Annotated in this window: 22 protein-coding genes; 3 read left to right on the plus strand and 19 right to left on the minus strand. The window is 59.7% G+C overall.

The window, feature by feature from the left end; translation table 11 throughout:
* Positions 1-30: 30 nt before the first annotated feature.
* The 15 genes from A6764_RS13685 to A6764_RS13755 form a co-directional block, all read right to left on the minus strand.
* Positions 31-243, minus strand: coding sequence for a DUF2273 domain-containing protein (locus A6764_RS13685; protein ID WP_029099470.1), 213 nt, complete (start codon positions 241-243; stop codon positions 31-33).
* 12 nt (positions 244-255) lie between these two features.
* On the minus strand, positions 256-819 hold the full coding sequence (gene amaP, locus A6764_RS13690; protein ID WP_176703206.1) for an alkaline shock response membrane anchor protein AmaP: 564 nt from the start codon (positions 817-819) through the stop codon (positions 256-258).
* Positions 820-911: 92 nt separating this feature from the next.
* Positions 912-1,322: an Asp23/Gls24 family envelope stress response protein gene (locus tag A6764_RS13695; RefSeq protein ID WP_029099468.1), complete on the minus strand. Its 411-nt coding sequence runs from the start codon at positions 1,320-1,322 to the stop codon at positions 912-914.
* A gap of 71 nt (positions 1,323-1,393) precedes the next feature.
* Positions 1,394-2,749, minus strand: a complete 1,356-nt coding sequence (gene accC / locus A6764_RS13700; protein WP_029099467.1) for an acetyl-CoA carboxylase biotin carboxylase subunit — start codon at positions 2,747-2,749, stop codon at positions 1,394-1,396.
* Positions 2,750-2,765: 16 nt separating this feature from the next.
* On the minus strand, positions 2,766-3,260 hold the full coding sequence (accB, locus tag A6764_RS13705) for an acetyl-CoA carboxylase biotin carboxyl carrier protein (RefSeq protein WP_029099466.1): 495 nt from the start codon (positions 3,258-3,260) through the stop codon (positions 2,766-2,768).
* Positions 3,261-3,492: 232 nt separating this feature from the next.
* Complete coding sequence (locus tag A6764_RS13710; protein ID WP_065068424.1) at positions 3,493-4,173, minus strand: SpoIIIAH-like family protein; 681 nt, start codon at positions 4,171-4,173, stop codon at positions 3,493-3,495.
* Between the two features lie 12 nt (positions 4,174-4,185).
* On the minus strand, positions 4,186-4,821 hold the full coding sequence (gene spoIIIAG, locus A6764_RS13715) for a stage III sporulation protein AG (protein ID WP_065068425.1): 636 nt from the start codon (positions 4,819-4,821) through the stop codon (positions 4,186-4,188).
* Positions 4,822-4,851: 30 nt separating this feature from the next.
* On the minus strand, positions 4,852-5,508 hold the full coding sequence (gene spoIIIAF, locus A6764_RS13720) for a stage III sporulation protein AF (protein ID WP_264622256.1): 657 nt from the start codon (positions 5,506-5,508) through the stop codon (positions 4,852-4,854).
* A gap of 9 nt (positions 5,509-5,517) precedes the next feature.
* Positions 5,518-6,708, minus strand: a complete 1,191-nt coding sequence (gene spoIIIAE, locus A6764_RS13725) for a stage III sporulation protein AE (RefSeq protein ID WP_065066222.1) — start codon at positions 6,706-6,708, stop codon at positions 5,518-5,520.
* Positions 6,709-6,720: 12 nt separating this feature from the next.
* Entirely contained in the window at positions 6,721-7,110 is a 390-nt protein-coding gene (spoIIIAD, locus tag A6764_RS13730; RefSeq protein ID WP_065066221.1) for a stage III sporulation protein AD, read from the minus strand.
* Between the two features lie 14 nt (positions 7,111-7,124).
* A complete protein-coding gene (gene spoIIIAC, locus A6764_RS13735) occupies positions 7,125-7,328 on the minus strand; it encodes a stage III sporulation protein AC (protein WP_029099460.1) in 204 nt (67 codons plus the stop codon).
* A 16-nt stretch (positions 7,329-7,344) separates the two neighbouring features.
* Positions 7,345-7,863, minus strand: a complete 519-nt coding sequence (gene spoIIIAB / locus A6764_RS13740) for a stage III sporulation protein SpoIIIAB (protein WP_065066220.1) — start codon at positions 7,861-7,863, stop codon at positions 7,345-7,347.
* A complete protein-coding gene (gene spoIIIAA / locus A6764_RS13745) occupies positions 7,851-8,813 on the minus strand; it encodes a stage III sporulation protein AA (RefSeq protein WP_029099458.1) in 963 nt (320 codons plus the stop codon). Before spoIIIAA ends, spoIIIAB begins: the two co-directional genes overlap by 13 nt.
* A gap of 218 nt (positions 8,814-9,031) precedes the next feature.
* On the minus strand, positions 9,032-9,526 hold the full coding sequence (locus A6764_RS13750; protein ID WP_035297954.1) for a CD1247 N-terminal domain-containing protein: 495 nt from the start codon (positions 9,524-9,526) through the stop codon (positions 9,032-9,034).
* An 84-nt stretch (positions 9,527-9,610) separates the two neighbouring features.
* On the minus strand, positions 9,611-9,874 hold the full coding sequence (locus A6764_RS13755; protein WP_029099456.1) for a YqhV family protein: 264 nt from the start codon (positions 9,872-9,874) through the stop codon (positions 9,611-9,613).
* A gap of 157 nt (positions 9,875-10,031) precedes the next feature.
* On the opposite strand from A6764_RS13755, the gene A6764_RS13760 reads away from it, so the two are divergent.
* Genes A6764_RS13760 through A6764_RS13770 form a run of 3 tightly spaced genes read left to right on the plus strand, consistent with a single transcriptional unit; the run spans position 10,032 to position 12,061 of the window.
* Positions 10,032-10,853: a phosphosulfolactate synthase gene (locus tag A6764_RS13760; protein ID WP_044900281.1), complete on the plus strand. Its 822-nt coding sequence runs from the start codon at positions 10,032-10,034 to the stop codon at positions 10,851-10,853.
* Entirely contained in the window at positions 10,844-11,560 is a 717-nt protein-coding gene (locus A6764_RS13765) for a 2-phosphosulfolactate phosphatase (RefSeq protein WP_035297960.1), read from the plus strand. The genes A6764_RS13760 and A6764_RS13765 overlap by 10 nt, the downstream gene beginning before the upstream one ends.
* Positions 11,561-11,596: 36 nt before the next feature.
* Positions 11,597-12,061 (plus strand): DUF441 domain-containing protein, encoded by a 465-nt coding sequence (locus tag A6764_RS13770; RefSeq protein WP_029099453.1) that lies wholly within the window; start codon positions 11,597-11,599, stop codon positions 12,059-12,061.
* Positions 12,062-12,223: 162 nt separating this feature from the next.
* On the opposite strand, the gene ltrA is transcribed toward A6764_RS13770, so the two are convergent.
* The 4 genes from ltrA to aroQ form a co-directional block, all read right to left on the minus strand.
* A complete protein-coding gene (gene ltrA / locus A6764_RS13775) occupies positions 12,224-13,486 on the minus strand; it encodes a group II intron reverse transcriptase/maturase (protein WP_065068426.1) in 1,263 nt (420 codons plus the stop codon).
* 606 nt (positions 13,487-14,092) lie between these two features.
* Complete coding sequence (efp, locus tag A6764_RS13780; RefSeq protein WP_029099452.1) at positions 14,093-14,650, minus strand: elongation factor P; 558 nt, start codon at positions 14,648-14,650, stop codon at positions 14,093-14,095.
* Between the two features lie 42 nt (positions 14,651-14,692).
* Positions 14,693-15,763: a M24 family metallopeptidase gene (locus A6764_RS13785; protein WP_044900279.1), complete on the minus strand. Its 1,071-nt coding sequence runs from the start codon at positions 15,761-15,763 to the stop codon at positions 14,693-14,695.
* Positions 15,764-15,799: 36 nt separating this feature from the next.
* Positions 15,800-16,240: a type II 3-dehydroquinate dehydratase gene (aroQ, locus tag A6764_RS13790; RefSeq protein WP_035297963.1), complete on the minus strand. Its 441-nt coding sequence runs from the start codon at positions 16,238-16,240 to the stop codon at positions 15,800-15,802.
* Between the last annotated feature and the right edge of the window lie 28 nt (positions 16,241-16,268).

Raw genomic sequence — 16,268 nt, forward strand, 5'->3', positions numbered from 1 at the left:
ATCCGTTCGAAACCGATGGTCCGCTGACCATCAACGAAACTTGCCGGGCAGGATGCGATCCAGGATTTCCCGCAAATCTTCCTTCTGGTCCAGCTTGCGGCCGATGTAATACCCTGTTCCGACAAACACGACAAACACCAGTGTATCCCAAAAACCGACAAAAAGGTAGATGATGCCGAAAAAAAGACCGGCCGCCACACCCAGTAGTTTCCCCTTGTGCTCCCACAACAACTCCCATAACATGCCGTTCACCCTCTATTCCACCCGTCTGCGGGCCGCGTAGATCTCAGACTGAGCCACTTCGGTGACGACGACGGCCACTTCGGAAATCATTACGCCGGCGATGCCTTCCACCTGCTCCTTGACAACGGCCTGCAGCTGCTGGGTCAATTCCGGCAGCGGGGTTTCTCCGTCCACAGAGACGCGCAGCGTGATCATGTTCCCGCTCTCGTGGGCCCTGACCACCGTTTTCAGATCGCGAACGCCTTTCACGCGCCGCGCCGCCCGCTCGGCGATCGTCTGGATCGTCTGCAGGGTGATGTTCACTTCCCCCAGGTCGCTGCGCTGCCGGATGCCCCGTTCCCTTTTCGGTTGGCGGGAGCGGAACGAACTGAAAAAGAAACGCAGGCTGACGATCAGAAAGATTATGGCGACGATCAGATACGCCGGATGGCTGCCGGTCAGCATTTGTTCCGCATAGGGACGCAGATAGTCAGCGGGGATCAGGCCGCTGGTCGCCCCGATGGCAACGCAGGACAGGACAATCAGGGCAAAGCTGTACAGCGTCAAGATAAAGCGGTCAAACAAATTCACATGCATCTTCCTTTCGCCTTGTTTGAACAGGAGGGCCATCACGGCAATGATGAGGAAAATGCCCCCTGGCTAGCAGGGGGCATTCGTTCCGCTGCCGTCTAGCGAACCCGCTGGTACTCTTCTACGGCGGCCGGGGCTTTTTCTTCGCTCTTCAGCTCTACATCGACGATATGTACGTTTACTTCCACAACCGACAGCCCTGTCATGCTCTCGATTGCATTGCGCACATTATCTTGAATATTTCGAGCGACATCCGGGATGCGGTGTCCGTATTTCACAATGATCGATACGTCAACTGCCGCTTCGCGGGATCCCACTTCGACGCGAACGCCGCGAGCAATATTTTTACGGCCGAGCCGTTCGGCAATCTCGCCTACGAAACCGCCGCTCATATGGGCCACGCCCTCCACTTCCGAGGCGGCCATGCCGGCGATGACTTCCAAGACTTCGGGAGCGATCTGGACTTTGCCAAGCTCTGTTCTCTCTAGATCCGGAGTAAACTCTTCCATGCTTCGCACCTCCCTGCGGTTTTGTACTCCATTATAGCAAGCACCCACCCATTTTACAAATCAAGCCAAGTTCAGGCTTCATCCAGGTGAAGGTCATAGGTGTCCAGGAATTTGGTGTCAAATTCACCGCTGATGAACACCTCGTGATCCATCACCTTCAAGTGGAACGGGATGGTGGTGGTGATGCCTTCGACGACGAATTCTCCCAGCGCCCGCTTCATCCGCTCGATCGCCTCCTGTCTGTCCTTGCCCCAGACGATCAGCTTGGCGATCATCGAATCGTAATACGGCGGGATGGTGTAACCGGCGTAGGCGGCGCTGTCGACGCGCACGCCGAAACCGCCCGGCGCCAGGTAGTTGGTGATGCGTCCCGGCGACGGCATGAAGTTTCTGGCCGGATTCTCCGCATTGATGCGGCACTCGATCGCCCAGCCGTTCAGCTTGACGTCGTCCTGGGAGAACGACAGCGGTTGGCCGGCGGCAACCAGGATCTGCTCCTTGATCAGGTCGATGCCGGTCACCAGCTCCGTCACCGGATGCTCCACCTGGATGCGGGTGTTCATTTCCATAAAGTAAAACTGTCCGTATTTATCCAGCAAAAACTCGACCGTGCCGGCACCGTGGTAGTTGACCGCCTTGGCGGCAGCGACGGCGGCTTCCCCCATCCGCTTGCGCAGTTCCTCGCTGAGGGCGGGGGACGGCGCTTCTTCGATCAGCTTCTGATGGCGCCGCTGGATGGAACAGTCGCGCTCGCCCAGGTAGACGACGTTGCCGTACTTGTCGGCCATGATCTGAATTTCCACGTGGCGCGGTCCTTCCACGAACTTCTCCAGGTAGACGCCCGGATTGCCGAACGCCGTTTTCGCTTCGCTTTGCGCCTGGCGGATCGCTTTTTCCAGGTCCTCGTCGTTGACGGCGACGCGCATCCCGCGGCCGCCTCCGCCCGCCGTCGCCTTGACCATCACCGGATAGCCGATGTCGTTCGCGGTACGGATGGCGTCGGCGATATCCTCGATCAGGCCGTCCGTTCCGGGAACGGTGGGCACGCCCGCCGCTTTCATCGTCTCCTTGGCGGTGGACTTGTCCCCCATCTTTACGATTGCTTCCGGTTCCGGGCCGATAAAGGTGATGTTGCAGGCGGTGCAGATTTCGGCGAAGTCGGAGTTTTCGGCCAGGAAGCCGTACCCCGGATGAATCGCGTCGACGCCCACCTTGGTCGCCACGCTCATGATGTTGGCAATGTTGAGGTAACTGTCTTTGGACGCCGTCGGTCCGATGCAGTACGCTTCATCGGCCATCTTGACGTGAAGCGCGTCGCGGTCCGCTTCGGAGTAGACGGCAACCGTCCGAATGCCCAACTCGCGGCAGGCGCGGATGACCCGCACGGCAATCTCGCCGCGGTTGGCAATCAACACTTTCTGGAACATTCCGCTCTCCTCCACTTTATTCAGGCTTCACCAGGAACAGCGGTTGACCGAATTCCACCAACTGTCCGTCTTCGACCAGCACCTTCACGATTTCCCCGGTCACTTCCGCCGTGATTTCGTTGAACAGCTTCATCGCCTCTACGATACAGACCACCTTGTCCGGCGTGACCTTGTCGCCCGGCTGCACGTACGGCGGTTTGCCCGGCTCGGACGCGCGGTAGAAGGTGCCGACCATCGGCGACACGATCTTGTGCAGGTTGGCCTCTTCCTGTGCCGGTGCCGCCGGTTTGGCTGCTTCCACAGGCGCGGGCGCTGCCGGCGCTTCCACTGCCGCCACCGGAGCCGCCGGTACAGCGGCGGGAGCCTGCACGACCGGCTGCGGAATCACGACCGTCTCGGCCGCTACAGATTTTTTCAGGGTCACTTTGGTCCCGTTCATTTCCAGTTCGAATTCGTTAATGGAAGATTGATCAATCAACTTGATGATTTCGCGGATTTCATGAATTTTCAACACGCGTACGCACTCCTTTGTTTCGATGGATGTCCAGGGAGCATTACAAGAGTATGTAGGATCAGGTCATAAACCCATGGTAGCCTGTCACCATCCCCAACGTCAAGAAAGGATTTCCCCTCCGCTCCCGCCGGAGAAGAGGGAAAATCCTTACCAGCATACCCGTTTTGGACGCCCTTTAGTATGGAAGAAAACAGGATGGGACCGTGAATCGGGCGGACAGCCCGCACGCTTACGACGCCTGGAACCTGACCGTCACGTTGCTGGCGGAGACGTTCAGGTGCTGCTTCACCTGGGCGATGATGTCAACGGCTTCATCGGCGTTCAGTTTGTCTTTTTGGACGATCACCGTCACCTTGCCGTCCTGAACGAAGACGACCGCGTCTTTGTAGCCGCTCGCCTTCAGCATCTCTTCCAGCCCCATCGTGGCTGTTTCGATCTTAGACAGCTCGTCGTACTTCGCTTTCGCTTCGGCAACCGCCTGCGGCGTGGCATCGGCGCTGCTCATGATCGCCAGTTGTTCGTCTTTTTGCTGCTGGGTCTGCGCTTCCCGTTTCATCTTGTAGCCTTGGAAGATCTCGGCCGCCGTCTCGCCCACCGTCATCTGCACGCTGCCTTCATCCTTCTTGCCGGCAGCCTGCGGCGCGGCATCCGGCGAAGCGGCCGGCGTTTGGGACGAATCGGCCGACGCGTCGGGTTTCCCTTCCACGGGTGCGGCGTCCGGCGCCGGTTTGTCCGTCTGCTTGCTCTCCACGACCACGCCGGCCAGCGGGTCCTGCTGCTGGGGAGCCTGCTGCTCCTGGCCCAGTGCCGGCACCTGCTCCTGCGGTCCCTTCACCAGGTAGTAGCCGGACAGGACAACCATCACCGCCAGCATCGTCAACAACCATACCGTCTGTTTTCTGAGCATCATCTGCCATTCCTCCTAACCCTTTTTGGGCAATATGGATATCTTGTAAGCGGGGACGTCCAGCACTTTTTGGACGGCCTCGGTGATCCACGCCTTGACCTGAATGTTGTCGGCTCCCTTGGCGACGACCAGCACGCCCCTCACCCGGGGCTTCAGCGTCTTGATCACAACCGGCTGATCCTGCTTCCCGCTGACGACGACCACCTGCTCGTCGCGCGATTGTTCGCTCTGGTTGCGGGTAGCCCGTTCCTTGTCCGTCTCCTGATTGGTGGAAGAACGTGTGTTGCGGTTTTTCTCCACGACCAGCTCCGGGGTGGAATCCAGGTTGACCATGACCTCGACGTCGCCGACGCCGATCACATTGCCGAGGATTTCCCGCAGTTGGGTCTCGTACATGTTTTCATAATCGGCGATGATGTCGGGAGCGGACGATCCTCCAATGGCCGGCACGGTCGCTTCACCGTCCGGCGGACCGGTCGGCTCTCTGCCCTCGATTCCGAAGCTGAGCGGCTGATCCCGCTCCACTTTCAGGAAGTCGGTCAGAATCATCACCGCCACGCCGATGCCCAGGATGACGATGAAGTAATGGATCGGCTTCAGCTTTTTGCCGCCGCCGTCCCCCTCCCACAGCTTTTTCAGCTTGGCAAACACGTCCTTCACCTCGCTTTAGCGATAACTCCTTCAGCGCTGTTCAACCGGCCGGCCGGACAGGACGACCACCTGCTCCTCCGCCAATCCCCACTGCTGGGCGACGTCGCGGGCAATCCGTCCGTACAGGGGATCGTCCCGCTGCCCCGCCGCCGGCACCTCCGCCGGGCTGGAGGTGGACGGCGGCCCGCTCAGGTCGATGTGCACCGGCTGAACCGGCTCAATCGGCCTGATCGCCCCGAAAGACGTCTCCTTCTCCTCTCCCACGACCAGTTCGATGCGGCGCAGGCCCGGCTGTTCGGTGTTTTGATCCAGCGTCACGTTCACGGCGGCCAGCTCCAGTCCGTACGCCTCTTTTACGCGGGCGCGGACCGCCCCCTCCACCTGCTTTTGCACGTACGCCTGCACCTGCTTGTCGCGCGCTCCCGCCAGCTTGTCGACGATGCGCTTCCACTCGGCATCGGCGGGGCGGTCCATCTCTTCCTGATAGCGGTCAAGTCGGAGCGCCAGCTCTTCCTGCGAGAGATTGAACAGGGAAAAGACGGGCGAAATGATCGTCAGCAAGAGAAGCAACCCCATCACCATTTTGACGTACCGCTGCAGGCTGGTATTGGGCAGGACCAGGTCAAGAAAGGCGGCGAGCAGCACGAGCAGGATGATTTTTTTCAGCCACAAGGTCAGCCATGTCATTCGCTTCACCTACCGAACCATCATGGAGATGTTGCCGGCCGCGATGATGATGGTAATGGCGAGGAAAAACATCAGTCCCACCGTTGCCAGCGCGGCAAAGACGAACAGGAGGTTTTTGCCGATCGTCCCGAGCGCGCTGATGATCGGGCTGTTGCCAAGCGGCTGCAGCACCGCCGACGAGAGGTTGTAGATCAAGGCCAGCACCAGAATCTTGAGGGCCGGAAACGCGCACAGGATGACGAGGATCAGCACGCCCGCCAGCCCGACCGCGTTTTTCACCAGGAGCGAAGCGTTCAGCACGGTGTCGGCGGCATCGGAAAACATCCGTCCCACGATGGGGATAAAGTTGCCGGTGAGGTACTTGGCCGTCCGCAGCGTCACGCCGTCCGCCACCGCCGATGTCGCCCCCTGGATGGAGATGACGGCGAGGAACATCGTCAGAAACGAGCCCAGCGCCCCCATCGCGATATTCCGCAGCAGCGCCGCCAACTGCGTCACCTGGTACCGCTCCGAAAACAGGCTGGCGATGGACAGCATGGCGGAGAGAAACAGCAGCGGGAAAATGATGGTGGAGATGAGCAGCCCGCTGGTGTTGATCATGAAGATAATCAGCGGATGAAACATCGTCGCCGACGCCAGGTTGCCCACGGAGGCGAGCAGGGCAAGCACCAGCGGGATCATCGCCAGCATGAAGTCGGACATGTCCGTGATCGCGTCCTTGGCGTACGTGATGGCCACGTGAAAGCTGTTGATGGCCAGCACCATCAGCACCAGATAGGCGATGGAGTAGGCGACGATGGTGACCGTGTTCCGCTCAAACGCGTTTTGCATCGTTTCCAGAATCATCGCGAACACGGTGATGATGATGATCGAACTGAGCAGTTTGCCGTTCATCAGAATCTCGTGAAAGAAGAATTTGGCCATGCCCTTGAGAAACCCGGTGATGCTGAGCTCCCCCTGCTGCATCAGCAGTTGGACGAAGCCGGGGGCTTTCACGTCGGGCAGGTAGCCCTTGTACTCGTGCTGGAGCTGCCGCCAGAACTGCTCCACGCGATCCATCTGCAGGCCGTCCACTTGATCCTTGACCAAATCGTTGACGGTCTGGGCGGCGGGAGCGGGTGAAGCCGATACGGTAACGGCCGGCAGCACCACCAGCAGCCACAGAAGGATGACCGACCAGCCTGCACGCGCCACGCGCATCCCTCCTCTCCCTCACGCCGGCAGCAGGTTCATCACGGTTTCGATGATGATTTGAATGATGGGGACGGCCATGACCAGAATCAGCACTTTGCCCGCCAGCTCGATCTTGGAAGCGATCGCCCCCTGGCCGGCATCCCGCGTCATTTGGGCGCCAAATTCGGCGATGTAGGCAATTCCGATGATTTTGAGGATCGTTTCCAGAAAGACGAGATTCAGATCGGCCTGCACGGCCAATCGCTCGAGAATGCGGATCACTTCGGCGATCTTGCCGATGAGAAAGTAGAAGATGAACACGCCGCTGGCAAGCGCCAGAAGAAAGGCGAACATCGGCTTCTGCTCCTTGATGACCAGCGCGAGTATCGTGGCCACCAGGCCCAGCCCGACGATCTGCACGATTTCCATCCTGCCTTCCCTCCTCAGTTGAACAGGAAGACGCGTTTTACCTCGGTAAACAGGTCGCCAATAAAGTGGGCCACCATGTACAGCACGATGATAAACCCCACCAGCGTCGCCCAGTGCGCGATGTCTTCCTTGCCCGCCTGCTTCAGCACCGTATGCAGAATGGCCGTGATAAACCCAACCGCCCCGATCTGAAAAACAGGTGTCAAATCAAAATCCACTGTGAACACCTCGCCTTTAGAACATCAGGATGACGACCAGCAGGCCGCACAGGAAGCCGAGGCTTTTGTACATCTTTTCGTATCGCCCTTGCTCTGCGCGCGCCTCTTCTTCCAGTCCGCGCAGGTGGGTGACGGCGAGGAGCAAATGTTTCTGCTGGTCTTCCCGGTCGGACGAGCCGAGAACCTGCCCCAGGCTGCTCAACACCTCGCGTTCCTGCCTGCGCAGCGCTGTCTGCGGCCAGTGTGCGCCGATCGCCTGCTGGAGGGCTTCTTCCGCCGTCTGGGCCCGCTCGGTGATCAACAGCTCGGCCGCGGTCAAAAACAGGCGGCCCACCTCCGCCGGTACGCGATGACCGATCTTGACGAAGGCACGGTGCAGGGGGGTCAGACCGTACACGATTTCCGTCTCCAGCATCTGCAGGGCGACCAGCAGGGCGCGAAGCTGCACGGGACGAAACGCGTAATAGCGGCCGATCTGCCAGCCTACCATGGAAGCGGAGAACAGGATCAACACGGCGCCGATCAGCTTAACCATGCGATTTTCTCCCTTTCCACACGAGTCAGGCCGCCGTCGTAGACCGCTTCGACCGTCCCCACGCCGTTTGCCCTGCTGAGCACGATGTAGCGGGAAAACGCGCCGTACTGGATCAACCTGCCCAGCGTCGGGCGCTGAGCCACTTCGCTGACGTCGGCGCCGTGGGCGGTGCAGATGACGGCTACCCCGGCGTGGATTGCCTCCCACACCGCCTCCCCGTCTTCCGTCCGGCCGATTTCGTCGACGATCAGCACATCGGGCGACATGGAGCGGATCAGCATCATCATCCCGACCGCTTTGGGACAAGCATCCAGCACGTCGGTGCGCGGTCCGACGTCCCGCTGCGGCACGCCGTTGAGGCAGCCGGCCAGTTCGGAACGCTCGTCCACAATGCCGACTTTTCGGCTGGACGACCATTCGCTGCCGTAGCTCAGGGAGCGGGCGATGTCGCGCAGCAGCGTCGTTTTGCCGCACTGCGGCGGAGAAATGATCAGGGTATTGTGCACACGGCCATTCTCGAACAGAAACGGGAGCACGCTGTGCGCCGCCCCTTTTTTCTCGCGGGCGATGCGGATGTTGAAGCTGGTGACGTCGCGGATGCCTTTCACTTCTCCCTTCTCCAGCACCACTTTGCCGGCGATGCCGATGCGATGGCCGCCAACGACGGTGATGTATCCCCGCTTCAGCTCTTCCTCGAGCGCGTAAAGAGAGTGATGGCTCACCTGGTTGAGCAGCTTGACCGACTGCTCCTCCGAAAAGATCCACCCCTGTCTGGCGTTGGCGGTTAGCTGTCCGGAAGGCGTCACATAGCTGGACTGCTGTCCGTAACGTATTTCCATCGGCTGATTTTGCCGCAGGCGTATCTCCTCCAGATGCTCTCTGACGGCGGAGGGCAACGCTGTCAGAATGCTGCGGACGGACGCCGGCAAAATCGCCATGATCTCCTTCACAATCGTCCCCTCCTTTTGCGGCCGGCGGGTGGCGCCAGCCTTTGTCCACTTTGACTTACCTCCATCCTATGCGGCCATGGACGAGTTTTATGCCAAGAAAAAACGCCTGCCGCGGGGCAAGCGCCGAGCGGCAGACGTGCGTGCGCGCGCAGACATGACAAGCCTGGCTGGCCGGAAATCCGGCCGTGGGGCCCGCATGTCTGCCGGGATCGCTGTTCTCATGTCGGGTTGATCGGCTCGTACTCCGCTTCGTCGAGGTACGGCTCGACGATGTAGTGGTGGTACCCCTCGTCGTCCACGCCTTCGTGAAAAAAGAGGACCTCCCGGCAAGAGGGACACTCAATGGCGTGCGACGACGTCACGTGATCCCGCCCCCCTGTCTCGTACAGATAGGCGTCCTCATCGTCGTCGAGATCGGCGAACGCCTCGTACGCTTCCCGCTCTTCCGCGGCGCAGTCCCCTACGGTTTCGTACAGGTTCTCATCGTCGCCGAACAGGTACAGCTCCACGTCTTCCAGGTCTTCGTCGATGGCCTCCGCGTAGCGCTCCGCTTCTTCCACGCGGGCGTGCAGTTCGCGGAACGCACCGTAGATGTCGTCCACCAGCTCGATCATCTCCGCGAGAATCTTCCCCTCGCGGCTGTGCTCCTGAACGTCCAGTCCGTCCGCCAGTCCGCGCAGATAGGCGATGCGGTTTTCCAACGCTTCCAACATGATGGGGTTCCCTCCTTACCGGTGCTTGCCCTATTGTTCCCGAAAGACGGTCCGGTTACCAATCCAATCTGCAGCCGTGTCCGCTTACCTGCGCACGCCGATGAAGATGCAGACGACGCCGAGGAAGATCCAGGCGATTTTGGCAAAACTGATCCGGTCCGACATGCCGATCAACCCGACGGTCGTGGTCGTCAGCATCACCAGCGGTCCGACGATTGCCAGACTGGAGTTGATCAGCAGGGCCTTTTCCACCTGGTTCACCTTCAAGATCAGCAGGGCCGCCAACAGTTCAAGCGTTCCGGACATCATCCTGAGCGCAGCCATCCCGAGTATCGCTTTTTCCCACATCCAGCCTCGTCCTCCCTCCTCGTTCTCACTCTATGCCCGTCCCCGCCGGTTTCATCACACCTTTGGCTGGGCAATCGCCTATGGGCGGTCGGCTCACTCCTTTTCGTCCGCCTACATACACTGAAGCAAACGCCTAGAAGAAATGAGGAAAACGCCAATGCTAGACAGCGACATCCCATTCTGGCCCGCGAGCTGGGCTGATCCGTTCGGCGAGCGGCAAACCAAGCCGCGCTCCCGCGGATTGACCATGGTCATCGACAAAGGGCTTGGGCTGAACACCTTTCATGACCTGATGGAACTGGCCGCGCCGCATATCGACATTTACAAACTGGGGTTTGGCACCTCGACGCTCTATCCCGCCGGCGTCCTGTACCAAAAAGTGGCGCTCGCCAAGGCACTGGACCTGCACATCATGCCGGGCGGCACGCTGTTTGAAATCGCCATCCGGCATTCGCCGCCGGAGACGTACATGGCCCGGCTGCTCGACCTCGGTTTCAACGCGGTGGAGATTTCCGACGGAACCTTCCCGCTCTCCGCCGACATGCGCCGGCGGGCAATCGCCGCTGCGGCAGACGCGGGGTTGACGGTATACACGGAGTTTGGCAAAAAAGCGGCCCATTTCCGGGCTGAACGCGACGATCTGCTGCGCACGCTGGAACAGGATGTGCGCGCGGGAGCCAGCTACGTGATCGTGGAGGCGCGGGAGAGCGGAACGGTCGGCGTGTTTGACGGCAAGGGCATGGTGGATCACGCGTTTTTGCAGGAGATCGCCCAGGCGGCCGGCGACCATGCCGGGCGGCTGATCTGGGAAGCGCCGCACAAGGAACAGCAGGTGGCCTTGATCCGCGCCCTGGGGTGTGACGTCAATCTGGGAAACGTCGCCTATACGGACATTCTCGCCGTGGAGACCCTGCGCCGGGGGCTGCGGGCGGATACGGCGGGCTTTCTGGAGGGGAGGAGGACCGCTCCATGCGAATAGCGGTGGTGCCGACCGTGGAGGAGATTCGTTTTGATCAAATCAGCAACCGCGTGGTCGTGGTGATCGACGTGCTGCGTGCCTCCAGCACGATCGTTACCGCTTTGGGCAGCGGATTTCATGCGGTCGTCCCGGTGGAGACGATCGGCCAGGCCCACGCGCTGCGCTCGGCTGGCAGCGTTCTTGCCGGCGAACGGCACTGCCGCAAGATCGCCGATTTCGACTGCAGCAATTCGCCGACCGAGCTGTCCCGACAGCCCCACGCCGGACGACAGCTGATTCTCACCACGACCAACGGCACCCGTGCGATTCAAAAAGCCGAGCGGGCCCAGGTTCTTGTCATCGGCTGTTTTTTAAACGCCACCTCCTGTATCCAGTACGCCCTGTCGCACAATCTGGACATCACCCTGTACTGTGCCGGCACCCGCTCCGAGTTCGCCCTGGAGGACGGACTGGCGGCCGGCCTGATGATCCACACGGCACAACAAATGCGCCCCCACATCCAGGTGTGTGACCTGGGGGAGGCGCTGAAAGCGGGCTATCTGTACGTATGCGGCCGGCTGGATGAGGTGATGGCCCGCACCACCACAGGCAAACGGCTGATCCAGCACCACTGCGAGGAGGACCTCCGCTTCTGCTCCCAGATCGACCGCTACCGGCTGGTTCCGGTGGTGAAGGATCGACGCATACTCCCCCACCTTGTCTCATAAAGTGTAAGCAGAACAGGGACAGGGGTTTTGATGCCGATGATGCCAGGAGAAGTGATGCTTGTCATCCTGATCGTGATTGGGTTGCTCGGACGTTCGCCGATTATCGCCACGGCCGCCAGCATCCTGCTGGTGCTGAAACTGACCGCGCTGGAGCGATTTTTTCCCACCGTCGAACGGCGCGGGCTGGAACTGGGCCTGCTGTTTTTGACCATCTCCGTGCTGGTGCCGTTCGCCAGCGAAAAGATTTCCTGGCGGGACGTGACGCCGCTGTTTACGACGGTGATGGGCCTGCTCGCCTTGGCGGGCGGCGCCGTCGCCACGTGGATGAACGGCAAGGGCCTCGACCTTTTGCGCGCCGAGCCGCACATCATCGTCGGCCTGGTGATCGGCTCCATTTTCGGCATCGTCTTTTTGCGCGGCATCCCTGTCGGTCCCCTGATGGCGGCGGGCATCACTGCATTCGTTCTCAAGCTGTGGGAGTGGTTTGGCGGACGGTCGTAGCCGTCCGCTATTTTGGTTCGGGCGGATCGTCTCGGGGCAGATGGCACGGCGGTACGGTGACAGGTGTATCAGGCCCATGTCTTCGACAGATCGAGTAGGAGGGGGCGACTAACCCCCGTCCTCTCACACCACCGTACATACCGTCCGGTATACGGCGGTTCATCAAGCTTGACGAAGTGCGAAATATCGCTGCACCAAACTCATGAGCCCTTGTTGTTGCCAGTAGGTAATACCAAGGGCTTTGTGAATGTGCGGAGATTTGGTTGTTCGCCATGCACCCTTGCGGGTATTTGCAATCTCCAGTGCTTTGCTGTGGGGAAGACCGAGGGAACGAAGTTCGCGGTATCGCGTACGGATTCGTTTCCATTGCGTCCACAGGCAGAGACGGAGCCTTCGGCGAATCCATTCCTCAATCCGCAGGAGGTGGGTTTTCGCCTCAGCCAACGCAAAATATCCGATCCATCCCATGAGGTATTGGTTGAGTTTTTGAATTCGCTCCTGTATAGGGATGCTCCAATGCGGGTTGGTCAGTTGGCGAATTCGTTCTTTTAACCGGATGATCGATTTGGGATGCAGGCGTATCCGTGCCTCTTTTCCCGGAGCAAAGCTAAAGCCGAGGAACTTTCGATTGCACGGCCGATCTACCGCACTTTTCTGTTGGTTTATCTTGAGTTTGAGCACCCTGGTCAAGTATCGCTCCACGCTCGCCTTTACCCGTTCCCCCGCGCGTTTGGTGCGGACATAGATGTTGCAGTCGTCCGCATAGCGGCAGAAACGGTGTCCCCTCCTTTCCAGTTCCTTGTCCAAGTCGTCCAGCAGAATGTTGGCCAACAACGGACTCAGGGGGCCACCTTGCGGTGTACCCTCTTCCGTTGAGACGCACACTCCGTTGACCATAACTCCGGATTGCAGGTAAGCGCGGATTAGTTTAAGGAGACGCTTGTCCTTCACCTTGCGGGCTACCCGGCTCATCAGGATGTCATGGTTGACCCGGTCGAAGAACTTCTCCAGGTCGATGTCGACCACATACCGGAATCCTTCCTTGATGTACTGTTGCGCTCTCTGCACAGCATTGTGAGCGCGGCGACCCGGGCGGAATCCGAGGCTTGAATCGGAGAATTCTGGGTCAAAGATGGGAGTCAATACCTGCAGGATGGCCTGCTGGATGAAGCGATCTACCACGGTAGGGATGCCTAGCAACCGTATTCCCCCGTCAGGTTTCGGGATTTCGACCCTGCGAACAGGAGTCGGTTTGTAGGTTTCCGTCTCGATTTGCGACCGGATGGTCGCCCAGTGCAGGCGAAGGTAGTCGCGCAGTTGTTCAGTTGAAACACCGTCGACTCCCGCAGCGCCTTTGTTGGCTTCCACTCGTTTGAGGGCGGCCGTGAGGTTGTCCCGAGACAGAACCTTCTCCAGCAGATCCATAACGATACTCCTTCCTCCGCGCACATGTCGCCAAGCTTGCCGTACGATGCTCAGCCCTTCTCTGTACCCTCGGGGCTTCACCCCTACTCTCCAGAGGAAGTTCCAGTTCTGAATTCTGCTTCGACACACCGTATCGAAAGAGGTTGGGACATATGCTGACTTGATGTTCGGCCCTTCCCCCTCAGGCGTCCCCGATTGGGGTACTATGGCCTCTGCTGACTTCTGCATGTTCAACGCCCCCTCACGGAGGCGGTTGCCAACGATAGTAGGCGTACCATGCAGACCTCCCCGGGTAAGAGCGGTAGCCTTCGTCCCATGTACCTGCCCAATTTACTGTTGTACCCTTTGGCTGTATGGGGCTTCACCTTGTGCGGCAGGCTCGCCCAAGTACAACAGCCTCAAATCGGGTTCGTGTACCTCAGGTCGGGACTTTGCCGCCGGCTTCCTTCAGATTCCGCCTCGCGGCGGACACCCTTGCCTTAGGCTAACGGTTGGTACAGCCAACCCCCGTTCGGGACTTTCACCCTATAGCTACCGCCCATGCCGGGCGCACCGCAAAAAGGCTGTACCCTGTTCGGGTACAGCCTCGCCTGCGTGTATGCGCGTTTACGCGCGGGAAACGTATTGTTCCGTGCGCGTGTCGATGATCAGCTTGTCGCCTTCTTCGACGAACAGCGGCACGTTGACCACGAAGCCGGTTTCCAGCGTCGCCTTTTTCGTCACGTTGGACGCGGTGTCGCCTTTTACGCCCGGCTCGCACTCGGTCACCACCAGTTCAACCGTGTTCGGCAGTTGAATACCGATGGTCTCACCGTTGTACTGCATGATCTGTACGTTCATGTTTTCCTTGAGGAATTTCAGTTCGCGCTCAATTTGCTGACGCGTGAACGTGATCTGCTCGTACGTCTCGGTATTCATGAAGGTGTACTCGTCACCGCTGTTGTACAGATACTGCATGGTCGACGTTTCAATGCGGGCCGGGTTCACCTTTTCGCCTCCGCGGAACGTCATTTCCGTGATGTTGCCGTTGCGCAGGTTGCGCAGCTTGGAACGGACGAACGCCGCCCCTTTCCCCGGCTTCACGTGTTGGAATTCGATCACCTGATAAATGTTGCCATCCACTTCGATGGTCAAACCAGTACGAAAGTCGTTCACAGAGATCATGGTAGTCCTCCCAAAATCAATCAATAACACAACTAGTATAAATTAGACGGGCAAAATGAGCAACTCTTTCGTCGAGGTTGTCAGTACCTCATGGCCGTCCGCCGTGATCAGCACGTCGTCCTCGATGCGCACCCCGCCAAGGCCGCTGATGTAGATGCCCGGCTCCATCGTGACCAGCATGCCTGGCTCCAGCACGAAGGGACTCACCGCGGACAGGTTGGGCAGTTCGTGAACTTCCACGCCGAGCCCGTGACCCGCGCTGTGTCCGTACGCGTCTCCATAACCGGCGGCAGTGATGATCTCGCGCGTAACAGCATCCGCCTCTTTGCCTGTCACGCCCGGTTTCAAGGCCTCCACGCCGGCGATCTGGGCGCGCAGGACGATGTCGTAAATCTCCTTCAGCTTGGGATCCGGTTCCCCGACGGAAAGGGTGCGGGTGATGTCGGAGTTGTACCCTTTGTAGGCCGCACCGAAGTCCAGCGTGACCATTTCGCCCGCCTGGATGACCTTTTCGCTGGCTCGCCCGTGCGGCAGCGCCCCGCGCACGCCGGAAGCCACAATGATGTCAAACGCGGCGGCCTCCGCACCCCGTTTGCGCATGAAAAACTCCAGCTCCAGAGCCACGTCCACCTCGCGGACGCCCGGTTTGATATAGCCCTGAATGTGCTGGTACGCCTCGTCAGCGATGCGCACCGCTTCGCGGATGATCGCCAGTTCGGAAGCGTCCTTGTACATGCGCAGTTTTTCCATCAGGCCGCTGGTCGGCACAAGCTCGACACCGTCAAACGCCTTGCTCCATTCCTGATAGGTGCCGAACGACACGCTGCTTTCAAAGGCAAGCCGCTTTACGCCCGCTTCCTTCAGCACCCGGGCGAGCGCTTCCACCGGTTTGCGTTCGTTGTTGACGACACGAAAATGGGGCGCCTGCTCCTGCGCCTGTTCGATGTAGCGGAAGTCGGTGACGAGGAATGCCTCTTTTTCCGTCACGATCACCCAGCCGGTGGAGCCGGTAAAGCCGCTCAGATAAAACCGGTTTTCCTTCTTTTCCGTAATCAGCGCATCCGCGCCGAGCTGCGACAAGGCGTCGCGAAGTCTCTCAAGCCGTTGGTCCATGACCCTCTCCCCTTCGTTTTTCGTTCTTCCGTGCCCTTATCCCCGCGTCAGTTTGCGGACCAGTGCGCGCAGCGCCCATTCGTACCCGTCCGTTCCCAGTCCGACCACCTGTCCCAGCACCACCGGCGCGATGACAGACTGATGGCGGAACGGTTCGCGGGCGTGCACGTTGGAGATATGTACCTCGATGGCCGGCAGCGCCACCCCCGCCAGCGCGTCCCGCAGCGCGTAGCTGTAATGGGTGAAGGCGCCGGGATTGATCACGATGCCGTCGTGCACCCCTTTGGCCCGGTGAATGGCGTCGATCAAGACGCCTTCATGGTTGGACTGGCAGTGCTCCAGCCTGCCGCCCAATTCCTCCATCACTTTTTCCAGCCGAGCCAGCACGTCGTCCAGTGTCTCGCTTCCGTACACGTCAGGTTCCCGCTTCCCCAAGAGGTTGAGGTTCGGGCCGTTCAGCAGCAGGACGGATACCATCGTCCATTCCTCCCCCATATAAAATCAG

The sequence above is a fragment of the Brevibacillus sp. WF146 genome (assembly GCF_001673705.2).
GTDB classification, from domain to species: Bacteria; Bacillota; Bacilli; order Brevibacillales; family Brevibacillaceae; genus Brevibacillus; species Brevibacillus thermoruber.

Coding starts and splice junctions, on each gene's coding strand:
- A6764_RS13770 (WP_029099453.1), top strand. CDS start 11,597: ATGATGCCAGGAGAAGTGATGCTTGTCATCCTGATCGTGATTGGGTTG.
- A6764_RS13695 (WP_029099468.1), bottom strand. CDS start 1,322: ATGGAAGAGTTTACTCCGGATCTAGAGAGAACAGAGCTTGGCAAAGTC.
- A6764_RS13685 (WP_029099470.1), bottom strand. CDS start 243: ATGTTATGGGAGTTGTTGTGGGAGCACAAGGGGAAACTACTGGGTGTG.
- A6764_RS13785 (WP_044900279.1), bottom strand. CDS start 15,763: ATGGACCAACGGCTTGAGAGACTTCGCGACGCCTTGTCGCAGCTCGGC.
- accC (WP_029099467.1), bottom strand. CDS start 2,749: ATGTTCCAGAAAGTGTTGATTGCCAACCGCGGCGAGATTGCCGTGCGG.
- ltrA (WP_065068426.1), bottom strand. CDS start 13,486: ATGGATCTGCTGGAGAAGGTTCTGTCTCGGGACAACCTCACGGCCGCC.
- A6764_RS13760 (WP_044900281.1), top strand. CDS start 10,032: ATGCTAGACAGCGACATCCCATTCTGGCCCGCGAGCTGGGCTGATCCG.
- A6764_RS13755 (WP_029099456.1), bottom strand. CDS start 9,874: ATGTGGGAAAAAGCGATACTCGGGATGGCTGCGCTCAGGATGATGTCC.
- A6764_RS13765 (WP_035297960.1), top strand. CDS start 10,844: ATGCGAATAGCGGTGGTGCCGACCGTGGAGGAGATTCGTTTTGATCAA.
- spoIIIAF (WP_264622256.1), bottom strand. CDS start 5,508: ATGACATGGCTGACCTTGTGGCTGAAAAAAATCATCCTGCTCGTGCTG.
- amaP (WP_176703206.1), bottom strand. CDS start 819: ATGCATGTGAATTTGTTTGACCGCTTTATCTTGACGCTGTACAGCTTT.
- A6764_RS13710 (WP_065068424.1), bottom strand. CDS start 4,173: ATGATGCTCAGAAAACAGACGGTATGGTTGTTGACGATGCTGGCGGTG.
- spoIIIAD (WP_065066221.1), bottom strand. CDS start 7,110: ATGGAAATCGTGCAGATCGTCGGGCTGGGCCTGGTGGCCACGATACTC.
- efp (WP_029099452.1), bottom strand. CDS start 14,650: ATGATCTCTGTGAACGACTTTCGTACTGGTTTGACCATCGAAGTGGAT.
- aroQ (WP_035297963.1), bottom strand. CDS start 16,240: ATGGTATCCGTCCTGCTGCTGAACGGCCCGAACCTCAACCTCTTGGGG.
- spoIIIAB (WP_065066220.1), bottom strand. CDS start 7,863: ATGGTTAAGCTGATCGGCGCCGTGTTGATCCTGTTCTCCGCTTCCATG.
- spoIIIAE (WP_065066222.1), bottom strand. CDS start 6,708: ATGCGCGTGGCGCGTGCAGGCTGGTCGGTCATCCTTCTGTGGCTGCTG.
- A6764_RS13750 (WP_035297954.1), bottom strand. CDS start 9,526: ATGTTGGAAGCGTTGGAAAACCGCATCGCCTATCTGCGCGGACTGGCG.